This is a genomic window from Kitasatospora cheerisanensis KCTC 2395, from assembly GCF_000696185.1.
GTDB lineage: Bacteria > Actinomycetota > Actinomycetes > Streptomycetales > Streptomycetaceae > Kitasatospora > Kitasatospora cheerisanensis.
In genome coordinates this window covers 3460478-3477980 of the sequence record NZ_KK853997.1, presented here as the reverse complement: position 1 = coordinate 3477980, position 17503 = coordinate 3460478, and the positions used below count along the sequence as shown (strand labels likewise).

At 74.4% G+C, this 17503-nt stretch carries 19 protein-coding genes; 11 read left to right on the top strand and 8 right to left on the bottom strand.

Going from position 1 to position 17503, the window contains the following annotated elements; translation table 11 throughout:
• Nucleotides 1-119 precede the first annotated feature (119 nt).
• The 8 genes from KCH_RS15690 to KCH_RS15655 all read left to right on the top strand — a co-directional run bounded on the left by KCH_RS15690 (nt 120) and on the right by KCH_RS15655 (nt 8056).
• Nucleotides 120-788, top strand: coding sequence for a DUF4097 family beta strand repeat-containing protein (locus KCH_RS15690; protein WP_035863553.1), 669 nt, complete (start codon nt 120-122; stop codon nt 786-788).
• 104 nt (nt 789-892) lie between these two features.
• Nucleotides 893-2347 (top strand): WGR domain-containing protein, encoded by a 1455-nt coding sequence (locus tag KCH_RS15685; protein WP_035863550.1) that lies wholly within the window; start codon nt 893-895, stop codon nt 2345-2347.
• A gap of 109 nt (nt 2348-2456) precedes the next feature.
• The gene (locus tag KCH_RS15680) at nt 2457-3617 is read left to right on the top strand and encodes a sensor histidine kinase (protein WP_035863548.1); all 1161 of its coding nucleotides are present in this window, start codon (nt 2457-2459) and stop codon (nt 3615-3617) included.
• A gap of 14 nt (nt 3618-3631) precedes the next feature.
• Nucleotides 3632-4306, top strand: a complete 675-nt coding sequence (locus tag KCH_RS15675; RefSeq protein ID WP_035863547.1) for a response regulator transcription factor — start codon at nt 3632-3634, stop codon at nt 4304-4306.
• Nucleotides 4307-4455: 149 nt separating this feature from the next.
• On the top strand, nt 4456-5034 hold the full coding sequence (locus tag KCH_RS15670; RefSeq protein ID WP_051653115.1) for a hypothetical protein: 579 nt from the start codon (nt 4456-4458) through the stop codon (nt 5032-5034).
• Entirely contained in the window at nt 5031-5780 is a 750-nt protein-coding gene (locus KCH_RS15665; RefSeq protein ID WP_035863544.1) for an SIR2 family NAD-dependent protein deacylase, read from the top strand. The genes KCH_RS15670 and KCH_RS15665 overlap by 4 nt, the downstream gene beginning before the upstream one ends.
• Nucleotides 5781-5838: 58 nt before the next feature.
• Nucleotides 5839-7050, top strand: coding sequence for a cytochrome P450 (locus KCH_RS15660; RefSeq protein ID WP_035863542.1), 1212 nt, complete (start codon nt 5839-5841; stop codon nt 7048-7050).
• Between the two features lie 10 nt (nt 7051-7060).
• On the top strand, nt 7061-8056 hold the full coding sequence (locus KCH_RS15655; protein ID WP_035863541.1) for an ADP-ribosylglycohydrolase family protein: 996 nt from the start codon (nt 7061-7063) through the stop codon (nt 8054-8056).
• A 7-nt stretch (nt 8057-8063) separates the two neighbouring features.
• Here the strand turns inward: KCH_RS15655 and KCH_RS15650 are convergent, their stop codons facing one another.
• The 8 genes from KCH_RS15650 to KCH_RS15620 form a co-directional block, all read right to left on the bottom strand.
• Nucleotides 8064-8771, bottom strand: a complete 708-nt coding sequence (locus tag KCH_RS15650) for a VWA domain-containing protein (RefSeq protein ID WP_035872258.1) — start codon at nt 8769-8771, stop codon at nt 8064-8066.
• A 4-nt stretch (nt 8772-8775) separates the two neighbouring features.
• Nucleotides 8776-9801: an ADP-ribosylglycohydrolase family protein gene (locus KCH_RS15645; RefSeq protein WP_035863540.1), complete on the bottom strand. Its 1026-nt coding sequence runs from the start codon at nt 9799-9801 to the stop codon at nt 8776-8778.
• A 120-nt stretch (nt 9802-9921) separates the two neighbouring features.
• Nucleotides 9922-10581 (bottom strand): DUF2786 domain-containing protein, encoded by a 660-nt coding sequence (locus tag KCH_RS46620; protein WP_341865379.1) that lies wholly within the window; start codon nt 10579-10581, stop codon nt 9922-9924.
• Nucleotides 10509-11129 (bottom strand): hypothetical protein, encoded by a 621-nt coding sequence (locus tag KCH_RS46615; RefSeq protein ID WP_341865378.1) that lies wholly within the window; start codon nt 11127-11129, stop codon nt 10509-10511. The genes KCH_RS46620 and KCH_RS46615 overlap by 73 nt, the downstream gene beginning before the upstream one ends.
• Nucleotides 11130-11204: 75 nt before the next feature.
• The gene (locus KCH_RS15635; protein WP_051653114.1) at nt 11205-12137 is read right to left on the bottom strand and encodes a serine/threonine-protein kinase; all 933 of its coding nucleotides are present in this window, start codon (nt 12135-12137) and stop codon (nt 11205-11207) included.
• On the bottom strand, nt 12023-12937 hold the full coding sequence (locus KCH_RS41355; protein WP_035863539.1) for a hypothetical protein: 915 nt from the start codon (nt 12935-12937) through the stop codon (nt 12023-12025). Before KCH_RS41355 ends, KCH_RS15635 begins: the two co-directional genes overlap by 115 nt.
• A gap of 81 nt (nt 12938-13018) precedes the next feature.
• The gene (locus tag KCH_RS15625; RefSeq protein ID WP_051653113.1) at nt 13019-14671 is read right to left on the bottom strand and encodes a hypothetical protein; all 1653 of its coding nucleotides are present in this window, start codon (nt 14669-14671) and stop codon (nt 13019-13021) included.
• Complete coding sequence (locus tag KCH_RS15620; protein WP_035863537.1) at nt 14668-15447, bottom strand: ABC transporter ATP-binding protein; 780 nt, start codon at nt 15445-15447, stop codon at nt 14668-14670. Before KCH_RS15620 ends, KCH_RS15625 begins: the two co-directional genes overlap by 4 nt.
• A 264-nt stretch (nt 15448-15711) precedes the next feature.
• Between KCH_RS15620 and KCH_RS15615 the strand changes: the two genes are divergently transcribed.
• The 3 genes from KCH_RS15615 (at nt 15712) to rpsG (ending at nt 17481) form a co-directional block, all read left to right on the top strand.
• Nucleotides 15712-16254 carry a DUF1707 and DUF4190 domain-containing protein gene (locus KCH_RS15615; protein ID WP_341865377.1) on the top strand — a complete coding sequence of 181 codons (543 nt, stop codon included), beginning with the start codon at nt 15712-15714 and terminating at the stop codon, nt 16252-16254.
• Nucleotides 16255-16636: 382 nt separating this feature from the next.
• Complete coding sequence (rpsL, locus tag KCH_RS15610; RefSeq protein WP_014144289.1) at nt 16637-17008, top strand: 30S ribosomal protein S12; 372 nt, start codon at nt 16637-16639, stop codon at nt 17006-17008.
• Nucleotides 17009-17010: 2 nt separating this feature from the next.
• Entirely contained in the window at nt 17011-17481 is a 471-nt protein-coding gene (rpsG, locus tag KCH_RS15605) for a 30S ribosomal protein S7 (protein ID WP_030457432.1), read from the top strand.
• Nucleotides 17482-17503: the final 22 nt, after the last annotated feature.

Below are 17503 nucleotides of genomic sequence, written 5' to 3'. Positions count from 1 at the left end.
CCCTGCGGCGTTTCACCTAGGGGATCCCCCTGGGGACGGAGGCCCGCGAACCACTCCGTGGAGGGAGGCGGGGCGGCCGCGGCGGGCGGCAGACTGGGGCACGTCGAAAGGAGGCCGCGGTGCGGCGGATCATGGGGGCGGCGGCGGTCGCGGGACTGCTGGTGGCCGGTGCGGTGGGCTGCGGGCCGTGGGACCAGCAGCACAAGACGGTGTCGTACGAGGTGCCCGGTCAGGTGAGCGAGCTGGTGGTCGAGGGGACCAGCGGCGGGATCGACGTGCGGGTCGCGGACGGCCCGGTGCGGGTGGTGGAGAAGCGGGCCTGGGACGACGAGGAGCCGCAGGGCAGCCACGTGCTCAAGGACGGGGTGCTGACGCTGACCTACTCGTGCTCCGGCTGCGGGATCGGCTACGAGGTGCACGTCCCGGCCGGCACCCGGCTGAAGCTCTCCCAGACCAGCGGCGGCATCCAGCTGCACGACGTGGCGGGAGACGTCGACGCCGAGGTGACCTCCGGCGGGATCAGCGCCACCGGGCTGAAGTCGAAGAACGTGAAGCTGGCGGTGACCTCCGGCGGGGTGGAGGCGCGGTTCGCCGAGGCGCCGGCCCGGGCGGAGCTGTCCACCGACTCGGGCGGGGTGCAGCTGAAGGTGCCGTCCGGGCAGCAGTACCAGGTGGACGCGCACGCCGACAGCGGCGGCACCGAGGTGAAGCTGCCGTCGGTCAGCGGGGCGCCGCACGTCCTGGTCGCGAAGGCGGCGAGCGGCGGGGTGCAGGTCTCCGCCGTCTGACGGGGGCCAACTGTCGGTGGCAGGGCCTAGATTGAGGGTTGTCGGCAGGTGGCGAGGGCTCCGCCGGCACCCCCCGAACTCTGTGCCCGAAAGGGGCGTCGGCCATGTCTGCCACCGTTTCCGCGGACCCGCAGGTGACCTACCTGGAACTCTCCGAGGACCAGGGGAGTGCCCACAAGTTCTACGAAGTCACGGTCAGGGAGGCGGAGCTGACGATCCGCTACGGCCGGATCGGCGAGCCGGGCACCACCAAGACCACGGTGTGCGCGAGCGCCGAGAAGGCCGCCGCGCAGGCCGCCAAGAAGATCGGCGAGAAGGTCCGCAAGGGCTACGCGCCGGCCGTCCAGGGAGTGCGCCAGCGCCGCTCGGTGACGCGCCGCCAGATCACCTCGACGCGCTCCACCGCCCGCCAGGCGCCGATGCTGTGGCGCTTCCGCTCCGGCTCGCCGGCATTCGGGGTGTACGTCGGCGAGGAGCACGCCTGGGTCGGCAACGAGAGCGGCGACGTCTACACGCTGACCCGGGACGGCGAGGTCACCGGCCGGTTCGGCCTGCCCGACGGCGTCAAGTGCATCGTCGCCGACGACTGGTGGATCTACGCCGGCTGCGACGACGGCAAGGTGTACGACCTGGGCGGCAAGGTGCCGCGGGTGGCGTACGAGATCGCCCAGGACGTCGACATCTACTGGCTCGACATCCACGACGGCGTGCTCGGCGTCGCCGACGAGCGCGGCGGGCTGACCACCGTCGACCACGAGGACGAGTTCCAGTGGCGGCGGCAGGCCGACGGCCGCTCCGGCTGGATGGTGCGCTGCGACGCCGAATCCGTCTACCACGGGTACTCGGCGGGCGTGGCCCGGTACGCGAAGCGCGGCGGCGACCAGCTGTGGCACACCCGCACCAAGGGCCAGGTGCTGTTCGGCTGGCAGGAGCGGGACGAGGTGTTCGCCGGCACCTCGCAGGGCTGGGTGCACCGGCTGCGCAAGACCGACGGCGCCGAGGTCGCCGCGTACAAGTGCGACGCCTCGGTGTTCTCCTGCGCGGCCTCCCCGGACGGCGAGTACGTGTTCGCCGGCGACAACCACTCCTCGGTGTACTGCTTCGCCGCGGACGGCACCCGGCTGTGGAAGCTCGGCACCGGCTGCGGCTCGGCGTACAGCATGCAGTACCGCGACGGGCGGCTGTACGTGGTCACCACCGACGGCTCGCTGGCCTGCCTGGACGCCTCGCCCGGCGCGGTGCAGGCCGCCGAGCAGGGCAGCCTGCCGGCGACCGCCGAGGTGAGCGCCGGCCGGATCGAGCGCGTGCTGCCGTCCGCGGAGCTGGAGACCGTCAGCGTCACCGCGGCGGTGGCCGGCGGCGGCGTCGAGGTGGAGTGCGTCGCGGACGGCAGCCGGCTGCGGGTCCGGGTGGTCTCGCCCGGCTTCGACCCGTCCTGGCGGGTGCAGTTCCCCAAGGACGTCCGGGTGGCCGGCGCGCGCTACCTGGTGGCGGAGGTGCGGGAGTCCGCGTCCGGCGGGTTCTACCGGGCGCGCGGAGAGATCAAGCGGCTGCTGTGACGCCCGGGCATTGACGCATCGTCAAAGGAGGGCGCTCCCGGCCGGGGGCGCCCTTCGGCGTGCCCGGGCGGGGGAGGGCGGCCGCACGGCGATGCGAGAGGATGCGCGAATGGGGAAGTGGACGGAAGGCCTGCTCACCTGGGGACGGGCCCGGCCGTGGGTGGTGGACGGGCCCCTGGTCGCGCTCGCCGTCGGCGTCGGGGTGTGGGGGGTGTACACCGACCCGGAGCACGAGGGCGGCACCTGGTGGGGGTACGCGCTGGCGCTGGCCGGGTCGCTGCCGCTGCTGTGGCGGAGCCGCGCGCCCTGGGCGGTGCTCGGCCTCTGCGCGGTGCCCACCTCGGCGCTGTCGGTGGTCGCGCACTTCGCCATGCCGCAGATCCAGGTCGGCATGGCGGTCGCCATCTACACCGTCGCCGACCGCGGCCGGGACTGGCAGCGGGCCGTGGTGCTGACCGTCACCGTGCTCGGCAACGTGATCGGCACCCGCTCCTTCAGCGGCATGCTGTTCAGCATGGTGGTGTCCGTCGGCAGCTTCGTCTTCGGCTCGCTGGTACGGGAGTTGCGCCGGCTGGCCGGCGTGGAGGCGGAACGCGCCCGGCAGGCCGGACTGCGCGCCGCCAGCGACGCGGCGCGGGCGGTCGGCGAGGAACGCGCCCGGATCGCCCGCGAGATGCACGACATCCTCGCCCACGCCGTCTCGCTGATGGTCGTCCAGGCCGAGGCCGGCCCGCTGGTCGTGCACAGCAGCCCCGAGCGGGCGATCCGCGCCTTCGACGCCATCGCCGACTCCGGGCGCGACGCCATGGTGCAGCTCCGGCGGGTCCTCGGCGTCCTCAAGGAGGACAGCGCGGCCCCCGCGCTCGCCCCGCAGCCCCGGCTCGCCGAACTCGGCGGCGTGCTCGACCGGGTCCGCGAGGCGGGCGTCGCCGTCGACGCCCGCATCGAGGAGACCGGCCCCGCCGAGGTCCAGGCCGCCGCCTACCGGATCGTCCAGGAAGCCCTGACCAACGTGGTCAAGCACGCCGCGGCCTCCCGGGTGGTGGTCCGGGTCGAGGTGCGCGACGGCGCCACCCTCACCGTCGACGTCGCCGACGACGGAACCGGGCCCCGCGTCCCGGCCGGCATCGGCGTCGACGGACGCTCCGGCGGACGCGGCCTGCTCTCCATCCGGGAACGCGCGGCCGCCTGCGGCGGCAGCGCCGAGACCGGGCCCCGACCGGACGGCCGGGGCTACCGGGTGGCCGCCGTCCTGCCGCTCAACGCCTGAGGAAGGAACCCGAGATGACCGTACGAGTGGTGATCGCCGACGACCAGGAACTGGTCCGCGCCGGCTTCGGCATGATCCTCGACGCCCAGCCCGACATCGAGGTCGTCGCCGAGGCCGGCGACGGACAGCAGGCGATCGACGCCGTCCGCACCCACGACCCCGACGTCCTGCTGCTCGACGTCCGGATGCCCGTCATGGACGGCCTGGAGGCCGCCCGGCGGGTCTGCGCCGAGTTCCCGCGCTGCAAGGTCATCATGCTGACCACCTTCGACGTCGACGACTACGTCTTCGACGCGCTGTACGCCGGGGCGAGCGGGTTCCTGCTCAAGGACGTCCGCCGTGACGACCTCGCCCACGCCGTCCGGGTCGTCAACTCCGGCGAAGCCCTGCTCGCGCCCTCCGTCACCCGCCGCGTCATCGGCGAGGTCACCGCGCGGAAGGCCGGCGGCGCGCTGGCGGTGTCCCGACCGCTGAGCCTCCTCCTCGGCTCCCTCACCGCCCGGGAGCTGGAGACGCTGCGGCTCGTCGCCCGGGGCATGTCCAACGCGGAGATCGCCGCGGACCTGGTGGTCAGCGAACACACCGTCAAGACGCACGTCAGCAACCTCCTGCAGAAACTCGGCCTCCGGGACCGGGTGCACGCGGTGGTCTTCGCGTACGAGGCGGGGGCGGTCACGGCGGGCGAGTGAGGCTGCGCGCCCTCGGCGACCCTGTCGGGGTTCTCCCTTCCCTCCGGAGAGGGAGGGGCGCGGTTCACCGTGGCGGGGGAGTTGCGCCGCAGGCCGTCGCGGCAGGGTTGGGGGTGTCGGAGAAGGCACTCTCACAAGGGGGTTGGGCGATGGTGACGGGGCGTCGGGCGCTGGGCTGGTCGACGGGGCTGCTCGCGGTGTACGGGGCGGTCCGGCTGGTGCCGGGCTCGCGGGGGACGGGGCCGGGCTGGACGATCGGGCATCTCGCGCTGTTCGCAGGGCTGGTGCTGATGGGCGCGGGCCTGGTGGAGCTGTGGCGGCTCGGGGCCGGCGGGGGTGTGGGCCGGGTCTGGCTGGGGGCGGGTCTCGCCGGGGTGCTGGCGGGGATGGTGCAGAGCGGGATCGACCTGTGGGCGAACGCCGTCGCCGAGGACGTCGCGGCGCGGTCGGTGCTGTTCGACCGGGTGCAGTCGGTGCCGGGGGTGATGCCGCTGGTGTACACGGCGGTGCCGATGCTGCTGTACGTCGGACTGGTTGCGCTGCTGGTCAGGCTGACGGCACGTCGGGTGGTGCGCTGGTGGAGTCCGGTGCTGGTGGTGGTGGGGACGGTGCTGATGGGGGCGTCGCTGAACTTCCTGTCGGTCGGCGCGGTGCTGTACCTGGTGGCGTTCCTGCCGGTGATAACCGGTGGTCGGAACGGGCTGCGGGCCGTACCGTCCGGGGCATGAGCGAGAAGCGTCCGCTGGTGGCGGTGTTGACGGGGGCGGGGATCTCCACGGACTCGGGGATTCCCGACTACCGCGGCCCGCAAGGGCTTTGGCAGCGCGATCCGAGCGCGCAGGAACTGGTGACGATCGGCCCGTACCTGGCCAGCACGGAGGTGCGCCGCCGGTCCTGGCTGATGCGGCGGGACGCCGGCGCGGTGGGCGCGAAGCCGAACGCCGGGCACCTGGCGCTGGTCGAGCTGGAACGCTCGGGCGTGCCGATGCGGGTGCTGACCCAGAACGTGGACGGCCTTCACCAGGCGGCCGGGCTGACGGCCCGGAAGGTGATCGAGCTGCACGGCACCGCCGCCGAGGTGCAGTGCGTCCGGTGCCGGGTGACCGGCCCGATGGCGGCGGCGCTGGAGCGGGTCGAGGCGGGCGAGGCCGATCCGGCGTGCGAGCAGTGCGGCGGGGTGCTGCGGCCGCGCACCGTGATGTTCGGCGAGGCGCTGGACGAGCGGGTGCTGGAGCAGGCCGACGCGATCGCCAAGGCGTGCCAGGTGTTCCTGGCGGTGGGCAGTTCGCTGCAGGTGCACCCGGCGGCGCTGCTGCCGCGGATCGCGCTGGAGCACGACGCGAAGCTGATCGTGGTGAACGGCGAGCCCACGCCGTGGGACTGGGCCGCGCACGAGGTGGTCCGGGAGCCGATCTCGCAGGCGCTGCCGAAGCTGGTGGAGCGGCTGGTGAACGGGGACCTGGCCCGGGGTTGATCGAAAACCGCAGGTCGGGCTGCTTACGATGGCGGTCCGACGAGCAGGGAGAAGATCAATGGCGATCGACGACTTCGACCCGTGGTCGGCCGCGTTCGTGGCCCACCCGTACCCGGCGTACGCCGCGCTGCGCGAGCAGTCGCCGGTCGTCCACTACGAGCCGACCGACCAGTGGCTGATATCCCGCTACGCGGACGTCAGTTCGCTGCTGCGGGACCGGCGGCTGGGCCGGACCTACACGCACCGGTTCAGCCACCGGGAGTTCGGGCAGCCCGAGCCGAACCCGGCGCACGAGGCGTTCCACACCCTCAACGACCACGGCCTGCTGGACCTGGAGGGCCCGGACCACACCCGGATCCGGCGGCTGGTCTCCAAGGCGTTCACGCCGCGGATGGTGGAGGAGCTGCGCCCGACCGTGCGCCGGCTCGCCGGGGAACTGGTCGACGGCCTGCTCGCCGACGGCGGCGGCGACCTGATCGCGCAGGTCGCCGAGCCGCTGCCGGTCGCCGTGATCGCCGAGATGCTCGGCGTCCCGGAGTCGGACCGGCACCTGCTGCGGCCCTGGTCGGCCGACATCACCGGAATGTTCGAACTCAATCCGGACGAGGACACCGCCCGCCGCGCGGTCACCGCCAGCCTCGAATTCTCCGCCTACCTGCGGGAGCTGATCCGCCGTCGGCGCGAGCAGCCCGGCACCGACCTGATCAGCGCGCTGGCCCGCGCCGTCGAGGACGGGCAGGTGCTCAGCGAGCAGGAGATGATCTCCACCTGCGTGCTGCTGCTGAACGCCGGCCACGAGGCGACCGTCAACACCACCGGCAACGGCTGGTGGGCGCTGCTCCGCAACCCCGGCGAACTCGCCCGGCTGCGCGGCGCGGTGGACGAACTGCTGCCCACCGCCGTCGAGGAGTTGATGCGCTACGACACCCCGCTGCAGATGTTCGAACGCTGGGTGCTGGAGGACATCGAGGTCGGCGGCGTGCACATCCCGCGCGGCGCCGAGGTGGCGCTGCTGTTCGGCTCCGCCAACCGCGACCCCGAGCGCTTCGCCGACCCGGACCGGCTCGACCTGGGCCGCACCGACAACCCGCACATCACCTTCGGTGCGGGAATCCACTTCTGTCTCGGCGCGCCGCTTGCCAGACTGGAACTCACCGAGTCCTACGGCGCACTGCTTCGCAGGGCCCCCGGGCTGTCGCTGGTGCGCGAGCCCGAGTGGCGCCCCGGCTACGTGATCCGCGGACTGGAGGAACTGCTGGTCGAGATCTGAGGGGCGTGTCATGGGGCGGGCGACCGGGGCGATGCTGGGGCTGGCGATCGGCGACGCTCTCGGCAAGCGCACCGAGTTCCTGACCATGCAGGAGATCGGGCTGCTCAGCGCCGACTGGCGACAGCTCCCGCTGCCGAAGAAGGCCAAGGTCACCGACGACACCCAGATGACCCTGGCGCTCGCCCGCGCCCTGCGCGCCGCCCTCGCCGAGGGCCCGCTCGTCCCGCTGCGCCTCGAACTGCCGCTGCGCGAGGAGTTCGTGGACTGGTGGCGCTCGCCGGACAACGACCGGGCCCCCGGAATGACCTGCCTGCGGTCCTGCTTCCGGCTGTCCACCGGCCGGCCCTGGCAGGACGCGTCCGACCTCGGCTCCAAGGGCTGCGGCGCGAACATGCGGGTCGCCCCGCTCGGCCTGGTAAGGGAATTGACGGACCAGCAGGTGTCCGGCGCCTCCCAGTTGCAGTCCGGCCTCACCCACGGCCACCCCACGGCGCTGGCCGCCAGCGAGCTCACCGCGTTCACCGTCCGCTGGCTGGCCCAGGGCGTCGAACCGACCGAGCTGCCCGCCCGCCTGCGCGCCCACGCCGTCGAACAGCGCACCCGCTACGACGAGTTCTGGCTCGGCGACCTCTCCACCCGCGACCACTTCGGCTCGCCCGAGGAATTCATCGCCCGTGGCTGGGACGAGTGCCTGCGGACCCTCGACCGGCTGGACGCCGCACTCGCCGCCGGCGAACTCGACGCCGATCCGTGCGAGCGCACCGGCGCCGGGTGGGTCGCCGAGGAGGCCTTCGCCACCGCGCTGCTGTGCTTCCTGCTGCTCCCCGACGACCCGGTCGCCGCCGTCCGCCGGGCCGCCGTCTCCTCCGGCGACTCCGACTCGCTGGCCTGCCTGGCCGGCGCGTTCGCCGGCGCCCGGCACGGCGAGGGCGCCTGGCCGGCCGACTGGGTCGACCGGATCGAGTACCGCGAGGAACTGCTGGCCTTCGGCGCCCTCTGGGACTGACGGCCGGTCAGCCGGCGGGCCGGACGGCGGCCAGGAACTCCGGGAACCCGGCCAGCAACTGGTCGTACAGCTCGGCGTCGGTCCGGGACCGCGGGTCCCGGCCGGCCGGGAAGAAGCCCGCGTTGTCGACCGGCCGCCGGGCGGGCACGGGCAGCTCGTCGAGCCGGCGGAGGAACGCGAACTCCTGGTCGGCCGGGTCGCCGAACCCCACGAACTGCCAGTAGATCGGGAGTTCGGCGGCCAGGCAGAGCATGTCCCGGGCCGCCGCGCGCGAACTCGGGCCGCCGTCGGTCTGGAACACGACCAGGGCCGGGTCGGTGGCGCCGGAGAGCTGGTAGTGCCGGACGACCGCCTTCATCGCCGCGTGGTAGTCGGTCCGGCCCATGTGCCCGTACGAGGCGTGCAGGCGGCCGATCCGGTCCCGGTGGTCGTCGAGCGAGATCTCGGCGACGCCGTCCACGCCGGTGGAGAAGAACACCACCGGCACCCGCCCGTCGTCGTCCAGGTGCGCGGAGAGCGCCAGCACCTGCTCGGCGAAGTGCTGCACCGCCCCGGACCGGTAGTACGGCCGCATCGAACCGGACCGGTCCAGCACCAGGTAGACGGCCGCCCGGACGTGCTGGAGGCCGCTCTTCACCAGGCTCACCCGGGCGGACTTGTACAGGTCGACGAGGCCCGGCGCGGCGGCCGACACCTTCTCCAGGCTCAGCGCCACCCGGTCACCGGACCGGCAGCGGGTAGCGGTCGCCCAGCGCCGCACGGTCGCCGCGGGCGAGCGCGGCCAGGTCGTCGGCCACCTGCAGCAGGACCTCGCGGCCCTCGACCAGCGCGCACCAGTCGGCCGGCAGGCCGGACAGGCCGTACAGCGCGCCGACCAGGTTGCCGCAGACCGCTCCGGTGGAGTCGCTGTCGCCGGAGTGGTTCACCGACAGCACCAGCGCCGAACGGGCGTCCGGCGCGGCCAGCGCCGCGTACACCGCGACGGCCAGGCACTCCTCGGCGACCCAGCCCATGCCGACCCGCTCCACGCCCTCCGCCGAGCCCGGGCCCTCCGCGGCCACCCGCACCGCGCGGCGCAGCGCCTCCGTGGTCTCCGCGTGCGAGGGCATCGTCGCCAGCTGCGCCAGCGTCGCGTCCACCGCGGCCGGCAGCGGCATCCCGGCCGCCACCCGCTCGATCAGCGCGGCGAACGCCCCCGCCGCCAGGTAGCCCGTCGGGTGACCGTGCGTCAGCTGCGCCGCGTCGGCCGCGCGCCGGAACGCCTCGTCGGGGCCCAGCCCGGCCAGGCCGAACGGCGCGGAGCGCATCACCGTGCCGCAGCCCTTCGACTGCGGGTTGACCGGGCCCTCCTGGCCGAACGGCGCGGCGTCCCGGTAGTCCAGCACCACGCCGGTCATGCAGGCGTTGCCCGGGGCCCGCGAGGCGTACAGGAAGTCCTGCCCGGCCAGCCAGCCGTCCGGGGAGCTCACCGGGCCGGGCATCCGCTGGGTGTGGAACCAGCGGCGGTACGCGGCGTGCAGGTCCTCGCGGCGGCCGCCGCGCAGCAGGCCCTCCGCGGTGAACAGCGTCATCTGGGTGTCGTCGGTGACCTGGCCGCCGCGGTCGGCGTCCGCCAGGTCGGTCAGGCCCGCCCCGCCGTGCTGCCGCCGGATGGCGTCCAGGTGCATGAACTCGATCGGCCAGCCCAGCGCGTCGCCCAGTGCGCCGCCCAGCAGCGATCCGCGTGCCCGCTCGGTGAACTCCACCGTGGTCCCCCCTCGTCGTGTGCGCCCTGACGACCTGTCAGCGCTCGATCCGTCCCGAACCCCGGTGCAGCGTGGCCCGGTCGGCGGCGGCCCGGCCCTCGACCCAGCCCTCGCCGTCACTCACCCGCACCCGCTGCGACACGAGCTTCGGGAACATCCTGCCAACCGCGTCGTCCACCGCCTCGGCCCGGGCCGCCAGTACCGGCAGCAGCCCGCCGTCCGGGGTCGGCACCGGCAGCGCCCCGCCCTCGGCCCGCCGTCGCCCGCGGGCTCGGCCGGCCGCCCGGCCGCCGCGTCCTCGGTGGCCCGCTCGGTGGCCTCCGCCAGCCGCTCGCGGATCCGCGCCGCGTACGCCACCAGGAAGGACTGCCGGAACGCCTTCGTCCGCGCCGCCCCGTCCTTGTGCTTGCGGCTGCCGGCCCGCTGCATCGCCGAGGTCGCCTGCACCAGCAGCGAGGTGTACAGCAGCTCGACGGCGTCCAGGTCGGCGTCGAAGCCGATCAGGGTGCAGAACCCGAACTCCTTCGCCCACACCACCCGGCACCGGTTCGCCGCCGCCACCGCGTCCAGCAGCATCGTCTTCGGGCCCTCGTACGGGTTGTCCACGCCGATCCGCAGCGCGGCCGGCTCGTCCGCCGAAGGGCCGCCGGCCGACAGCAGCGCCTCGTCGATGGAGTGACGGGCCATCAGCTCCTGCGCCTTCGCGGTCAGCGCCTCCGCCTCCTCCGGGAAGCCCGTCGACTCGGCCTTCGCCAGCAGCGCCCGGATCCGCCCCAGCATCCGCGGCTCCCGCTGCGCGGCGCGCTCACCCGCGGCGCGGACTGCCCCGGCGCCGGGCCCACCGGCTGGACCGGCGGCAGCAGCGCCCACACCCGCAGCAGCTCCAGCGCCGCCGTGGCCAGCGCGAACCGGTCCAGCCGGTGCCGCTCCGCGAACGCCTGCAGGTACGCCTCGTCGGACGGCCACCACGGCTCCGCGTCCAGCTCGCGCAGCTGGTCCCGCCAGCGGCGGTCCAGCGACGCGGCCGGGTGCCGGCGGCTCTCCGCGGCGATCAGGTCCACCGCCAGGGCGACCTGCACCGGGCCCAGCTCGCGCCGCGCGACCCGCACCAGGTCGGCGGGCCGCCAGCCCGCCGCCCAGCACCGGCCCACCGACCGCTCCGCGAAGCCCAGCAGCGCCCGGCTCACCAGCGGCCACCGGTCCGCGGACGCCGCCAGCAGCGACGCCGCCCCGTCCACCGCGTACTCCAGCCCGCCGGGCGGCGCCCCGACCACCCGGCCCACCGCCTCCGCCAGCAGCTCGTCCACGGGCTGATCGGTGCTGGTCACGGTGGTTCCTGCTTCCTGGGGCGCGGGGGAGGGACGCTCCCCATGATGCCGGAGCGCACCGTCCGGCGAGCCGGGTCAGCCGACCAGGGCGTCCCAGCCGCGGGCGACCTGGTGGTCCGCCGGGCCGCCGGCCGCGGTGAGCAGCGCCAGCAGCGCCGCCCCGTCGGCGGGCCGGACGGCGAGGTCCTTGGCGAGGGCGAGCTCCACCACCTCCGCCAGCGCCGGGTCCAGCGCGCGGACGGCGGCGAGCCCGGCCGGGTCGGGCTCCTCGTGGACGATCCGGTGGTAGACGGCGTACGGGTTGGCGGTGGCGAACGGACTGTCGCCGTGCGCCGCGCCCACCAGGCAGCAGGCCCACGCCCAGACGTCCGCGGCCGGGCCGACCGGCCCCTCGGCCAGCTGCTCCGGCGCCATGAAGACCGGCGTGCCGACCATGCCGCCGGTCCGGGTGAGCCGGGTGTGGTCGACCATCAGCGAGATGCCGAAGTCCAGCAGCTTCGGGCCGTCGCTGGTCATCATGATGTTGGACGGCTTGAGGTCCCGGTGCACCAGCCGCCGGGCGTGCAGCGCGTCCAGCGCGAGGGCCAGCGCCACCGCGAGCGCCCGCAGCGCCGCCGGATCGCCGAGCGTGCCGCGCTCGCGCAGCAGCGCCTGGAGCGGACGGCCGTCCAGCAGTTCCATCGCGATGAACGGGACGCCGTCGGCGACGCCGGTGTCCAGCACCCGGGCGGTGTGCGCGGCGGGCGCCTGCGCCAGCACCCGCGCCTCGTTCGCGAACCGGCGGTTCAGCTCCTCGTCGTGGGCCGTCCCCGCGTGCAGGGTCTTCAACGCGACCACCGTCGCCGAGCCCTGACGCCGCGCCAGGTAGACGGTGCCGAAGCCGCCGGAGCCGATCAGCCCGAGCAGCCGGTACGCCCCGATCGCGGCGGGCGCCCCGGCCGGCAGCGGCCCGGCCTCCACCTCCGGCGGCCGGCCGGCGTCGAGCACGGTGCCGCGCGCCGTCGGCACGGGGCCGGCGCGGGCGCGGCCGCCACGGTGGGCCCGGCGGCGAACCCGGGCGCGGCCGCAGCGGGCGGGGCCACCGGTGCGGCGGCCGCCACCGCCGGCAGCCGGCGCAGCCCCCGGGCGGCGAGCAGCGAGCAGAGCTGCCACACCACCAGCGCGATCAGCGCGGCGTTCGGCAGCACCAGCGTCATCGCCAGGAACTGGGCGGCGAGCACCGGCAGCAGGCGGCGGCGCAGCCAGGACCGCTCCCAGCTGCCGGCCGGCATCCCGGTGCGCAGCACCAGCACCCGGGTGCGGACCCACAGCAGCTGCCACAGCGCCGTCAGCACGGAACCGGTCAGCGCCGCGCCCGGTCCGCCCTCGCCGCCGAACAGCGCGAGCAGCCCGTGCGCGGCCACCCACGGCGGGGTGACCCGCACCATCTGCTGGTCGAGGGCGTCCTGCCCGTCGAAGTGGCGGTGCATGGAGACCCACATCAGCACCGTCAGCGCGCCGCCCAGCAACGCGGGCAGCACCAGCTCCACCGCCGACGCCGTCCACCGCGGCGGGTACGCGGCGCGCAGCGCCCGCACCTCCTGCCGGCGGCGGACGGCGTCCCCGGCGAACAGGGAGTGGACCTGCGCCAGCCGGTCGCGGCCCAGCAGCCGGGCCCGGCAGCCGTGCTGGCTGCGCCGGACGGCGGCGGCGGTGACCAGCCGCAGCAGCAGCACCAGCACCAGCGTCGGCAGCACCGACTGCGTCCAGAGCGGGCTGTCGGCCCAGCCGTACTGCGGGCCGGCCGCCGCCGCGATGCGGCTCCCCATGGCGTTCCCTCCTCCGCCCGCAGGTCGGCCCCGGGCGCGCACGCAGAATAGCGGCGGGCCCGGGGCCGACTTGAGGGGGCGTCAGCGCTCGATCACCGTGGCGAGGATCTCCGGCAGCCGCTTGAGCAGCCCGCCCGCCGCCACCCGGATGCCCAGCAGCACCATCGCCGCGCCGTACAGCACGCCGACCGGCAGCAGCGGCCACGCCGGGTGGTCGCCCACCAGCAGGAAGCCGAGCAGCGCGCCGACCGGCAGGCAGCCCACCAGGACGCCGATCATCGAGCCGAAGGCGTTGGCCATCACCACGCCGTTCTGCCCGGGCGCGGCGCTGCGCATCGGGTTCCCGTCGGCGGGCAGCGCGAACGGGGCGTACACACTGATCACGCAGCCCAGGCCGATGCTGGTGCCGAACGCCGCGAACGCCAGGCCCAGCGCCGGCGCGAGGTCCGCCCAGCCGCCGGTGACGGCCGCGACCACCGGGCCGAGCAGCACCAGCACGACGCCGCCGTAGGCGAGGATCGCGGACACCCGGCCGCGCAGCTCGTCGCGGCCGTCCTGACGGGTGCTCAGGGTGGCGGCGACCATCCAGAACCCGGAGCCGTCCATGCCGAACAGGTTGCCGGCCTGCAGGCCGAGCATCAGCCCGCCCATCGCGATCACGTACACCGAGCCCCAGCCCTGCACCACCGACAGCGCCGCGATCACGCAGGTCATGCCGATGCCGGTGAAGATCGCGGCCTTGGCGCGCGGCTCCCGCCAGGCGTACCGCAGGTGCCGCTGGGCGACCGTGCCGGCCCGGCCGGAGGGCAGCAGCCGCCAGCCGCGGGCGGCCCGGCCGGAGTGCACCGAGGAGGTCTCCACCAGCGTCGAGGAGTCGCCGGAGACCATCAGGTCCTGCAGGCTGCGCAGCCACCAGCGCAGCAGGACCACCAGCAGGCCCGCCGCGAGCGCCAGTTGCAGAGCGGCGACCGGGTAGGCGCCCTCGCCGGCGGAGCGCACCGCGTCGATCGCCGACACCGGCGGGATCCACCGCACCACCGAGGCGTACGGGTGCAGCACCGACAGGTCGAGGCTCTCGCCGGGGCTGCGGACCGAGCTCTGCACGCCCAGGTTGCCGAGCTGCACCAGCACCGCGAACAGCAGGCCGCCGAAGATCGCGAAGTCCTTGCCGCGCCGGCTGGACAGCAGCCGGGCGTTGGCGGCGGCCACCGAGCGGGTCAGCGCGATCAGCAGCACCAGGGTGAGCGGCACCGCGAGCACCGCGACCACCGCCGAGGCCGCGCCCCGCCCGGCCGCGACGGCGGCGCCGGCCAGCATCAGCAGGCCGATCAGCGGGCCGGGCCCGACCAGGCTGCCGAGCAGGGTGCCGCGCAGCAGGGCGCGCGGGCGCAGCGGCAGCATGGTGAGCCGGGTCGGGTCGGCGCTCTCGTCGCCGGCGAAGAAGAACAGCGGCATCGCGGCCCAGCAGACGGTCAGCCCGGCGGTCAGCACCGCGGCGACGTCGGCGGCGCCCTCCTTGCCGTGCAGCACCACCAGGCCGGCGGCGGCGGACAGGCCGAACAGCAGTCCGAAGCCGGTGCCGATCAGGTAGCCGGCGGCCCGCCCGGGGCTGCGCCGCAGCCCGTTGCGCAGCAGCCGGAGCTTCAGCGAGACCAGCGAGCGGACGACGGCGCGGTCCTCCGCGGCGCCGCCGCTGGTGGCGGTGGTGGTGGCGGCGGTGCTCGGGGTGCTCACCGGTGGCCCCCACCGAGCCAGTCGAGCGACTGCCCGTCGTCCTCGCGGACGCCGACCAGTCCGAGGAACGCCTGGTGCAGCGAGGTCTCGCCGCGCACCTCGTCGATCGGCCCGGCGGCCACCACCTGCCCGGCGTTGACCACCGCGACCCAGTCGCAGAGCGACTCGACGAGCTCCATCACGTGGCTGGAGAACACCACGGTCGAGCCGGAGGCGGCGTACCGGGTGAGCACCCCGCGGATGGTCTGCGCGGACACCGGGTCGACGCCCTCGAACGGCTCGTCCAGGAACAGCACGTCGGGGTTGTGCAGCAGCGCGGCGGCCAGGCCGATCTTCTTGCGCATGCCGGTGGAGTAGTCGGCGACCAGCTTGTCGGCCGAGCCGGTCAGGTCGAGCACCGCCAGCAGCTCCTCGGCGCGCCGGTCGGTCTCGGGCCCGGGCAGGCCGCGCAGCCGCCCGTTGTACTGGAGCAGTTCGCGCCCGCTGAGCCGTTCGAACATCCGCAGGCCCTCGGGCAGGATGCCGATCCGGGACTTGACCGCGACCGGGTCCTGCCAGACGTCGGCGCTGTGCACCAGCACGGTCCCGTGGTCCGGCCGCAGCAGGCCGGTGACCATGGACAGCGTGGTGGTCTTGCCGGCGCCGTTCGGGCCGACCAGGCCGATGAACGAGCCGGCGGGCAGGTCGAGGCTGAGTCCGGCGACGGCGGTCTGCGCGCCGAAGCGCTTCCACAGGTCGCGGATCGAGACGGCGGGCGGCGGGGTGGTCGCCTCCATGGCGGATGGTCTCCTTGTCGAGGTCGGTCCGCGGCCGGCCCGACGGGCGCCGGCCGGTCCGGGCGGGTGGAGCGGTGCCGAGGGTGCGCCCTGTGCGACCTTATGATCATTTCGTGCTCCTTCCATCCCCCATGTGGCGGTATTGAGCCCCTAAGGGACGCCGGTGCGCGCCGACCCACCGCAGCCCGGCAACTACCCGGGCGCGCCATTCGTCCTGCATCCTGAGAAGCGCACGGGCCGTGCGGGGAACGGAAGGTGGCCGCGATGGCAGGTCAGTGGGGATCGCCGGTGCCGTACGGGCAGCAGCCCTGGCAGCCGGCGCCGACGCCGCAGTCCGCGATGCGTGCCGCGCACGCCGACCGCGAGCGCACCGTCGACGTGCTGAAGGCCGCCTACGCCGAGGGCCGGCTCACCGCCGCCGAGTACGAGCACCGGATGGCCACCGCCCACCAGGCCGCCACCTACGGCCAGCTGTCCGCCCTGGTGGCCGACCTGCCGGCCGGCCCGGTGGCGGCCCCGTTCGGCGCGCCCGTCCCGGCGACCTTCATGCCCGCGCCGCCCCCGCCGCGCAACGGCCTGGCGACGGCCTCCGCGATCCTCGGCGGCCTCTGCCTGTTCACCGGCGGCCTCACCGGCCTGCCCGCCGTGATCACCGGGCACATGGCCCGGGCGCAGATCCGCCGCACCCGGGAGGCCGGCGACAGCCTGGCGGTGACGGGGCTGGTGCTGGGCTGGTTCTCGGTGGCCTGCTGGGCGCTGCTGGCGGTGCTGGTCGTCGTGGCGGCGGTGTCGGTCGAGCACACCTGAGGCGGAGTCCGGTCATTGCGGGATCGTTCACCCGTCCCCGCGGCGTACCGCGGCCGGCCCGCTCGCGCAGGTGTCCGGGTGAGGAGCCGGTCCGGGAGCCGCCCGCCCTGGCGCGCCGCATTTGTTTTGACCGCCGCCTGTGCGCTAGGTACGCTCTGACCTTGTGCCTGGGGTGTGCCCGGGTCCTTGTGCGTGCCAGCAGATCGGCCGCCGCAGCGGAGACTCCACCCGCTCGGTGTGTGCCGTAGCCGCAGCTCAGCTCGGGATTCCGTGATTCTTCCCCCGAAGAAGGCCCAACACGCCCGACCGCGTGGGTCGGTGAGTGGGGGCCATACCGCAGGTTAGTTCCACCAAGCCTTGGCACACAGAAAACGGAGAAACGGTGCCTACGATCCAGCAGCTGGTCCGAAAGGGCCGGCAGGACAAGGTCGAGAAGAACAAGACGCCCGCACTGAAGGGTTCGCCCCAGCGTCGCGGCGTCTGCACGCGTGTGTACACGACCACCCCGAAGAAGCCGAACTCGGCTCTCCGCAAGGTCGCCCGTGTGCGCCTCACCAGCGGGATCGAGGTCACCGCTTACATTCCGGGCGAGGGCCACAACCTGCAGGAGCACTCCATCGTGCTGGTCCGCGGTGGTCGTGTGAAGGACCTTCCTGGTGTCCGCTACAAGATCATCCGCGGTTCGCTCGACACCCAGGGTGTCAAGAACCGCAAGCAGGCTCGCAGCCGCTACGGCGCCAAGAAGGAGAAGTAAGAATGCCTCGTAAGGGCCCCGCCCCGAAGCGCCCGGTCATCATCGACCCGGTCTACGGCTCCCCGCTGGTGACCTCGCTGGTCAACAAGATCCTGCTGCACGGCAAGCGCTCCACCGCCGAGCGGATCGTCTACGGCGCCCTCGAGGGTGTCCGCGAGAAGACCGGCGCCGACCCGGTCGTCGCGCTGAAGCGCGCGCTGGAGAACGTCAAGCCGACCCTCGAGGTCAAGTCCCGCCGCGTCGGTGGCGCCACCTACCAGGTGCCGGTCGAGGTCCGCCCGGGCCGCGCCAACACCCTGGCGCTGCGCTGGCTGGTCGGCTACTCCCGCGCCCGTCGCGAGAAGACCATGACCGAGCGTCTGCTCAACGAGATCCTCGACGCCAGCAACGGCCTGGGCGCTTCCGTGAAGCGTCGCGAGGACACCCACAAGATGGCCGAGTCCAACAAGGCCTTCGCGCACTACCGCTGGTAGTCCGAACCCCGTCACTAGACAG

Coding starts and splice junctions, on each gene's coding strand:
- KCH_RS15685 (WP_035863550.1), top strand. CDS start 893: ATGTCTGCCACCGTTTCCGCGGACCCGCAGGTGACCTACCTGGAACTC.
- rpsG (WP_030457432.1), top strand. CDS start 17,011: ATGCCTCGTAAGGGCCCCGCCCCGAAGCGCCCGGTCATCATCGACCCG.
- KCH_RS15670 (WP_051653115.1), top strand. CDS start 4,456: ATGGTGACGGGGCGTCGGGCGCTGGGCTGGTCGACGGGGCTGCTCGCG.
- KCH_RS46620 (WP_341865379.1), bottom strand. CDS start 10,581: ATGCTGGGGCGGATCCGGGCGCTGCTGGCGAAGGCCGAGTCGACGGGC.
- KCH_RS15620 (WP_035863537.1), bottom strand. CDS start 15,447: ATGGAGGCGACCACCCCGCCGCCCGCCGTCTCGATCCGCGACCTGTGG.
- KCH_RS15680 (WP_035863548.1), top strand. CDS start 2,457: ATGGGGAAGTGGACGGAAGGCCTGCTCACCTGGGGACGGGCCCGGCCG.
- KCH_RS15675 (WP_035863547.1), top strand. CDS start 3,632: ATGACCGTACGAGTGGTGATCGCCGACGACCAGGAACTGGTCCGCGCC.
- KCH_RS15615 (WP_341865377.1), top strand. CDS start 15,712: ATGGCAGGTCAGTGGGGATCGCCGGTGCCGTACGGGCAGCAGCCCTGG.
- KCH_RS41355 (WP_035863539.1), bottom strand. CDS start 12,937: ATGGGGAGCCGCATCGCGGCGGCGGCCGGCCCGCAGTACGGCTGGGCC.
- KCH_RS15665 (WP_035863544.1), top strand. CDS start 5,031: ATGAGCGAGAAGCGTCCGCTGGTGGCGGTGTTGACGGGGGCGGGGATC.
- KCH_RS15655 (WP_035863541.1), top strand. CDS start 7,061: ATGGGGCGGGCGACCGGGGCGATGCTGGGGCTGGCGATCGGCGACGCT.
- KCH_RS15660 (WP_035863542.1), top strand. CDS start 5,839: ATGGCGATCGACGACTTCGACCCGTGGTCGGCCGCGTTCGTGGCCCAC.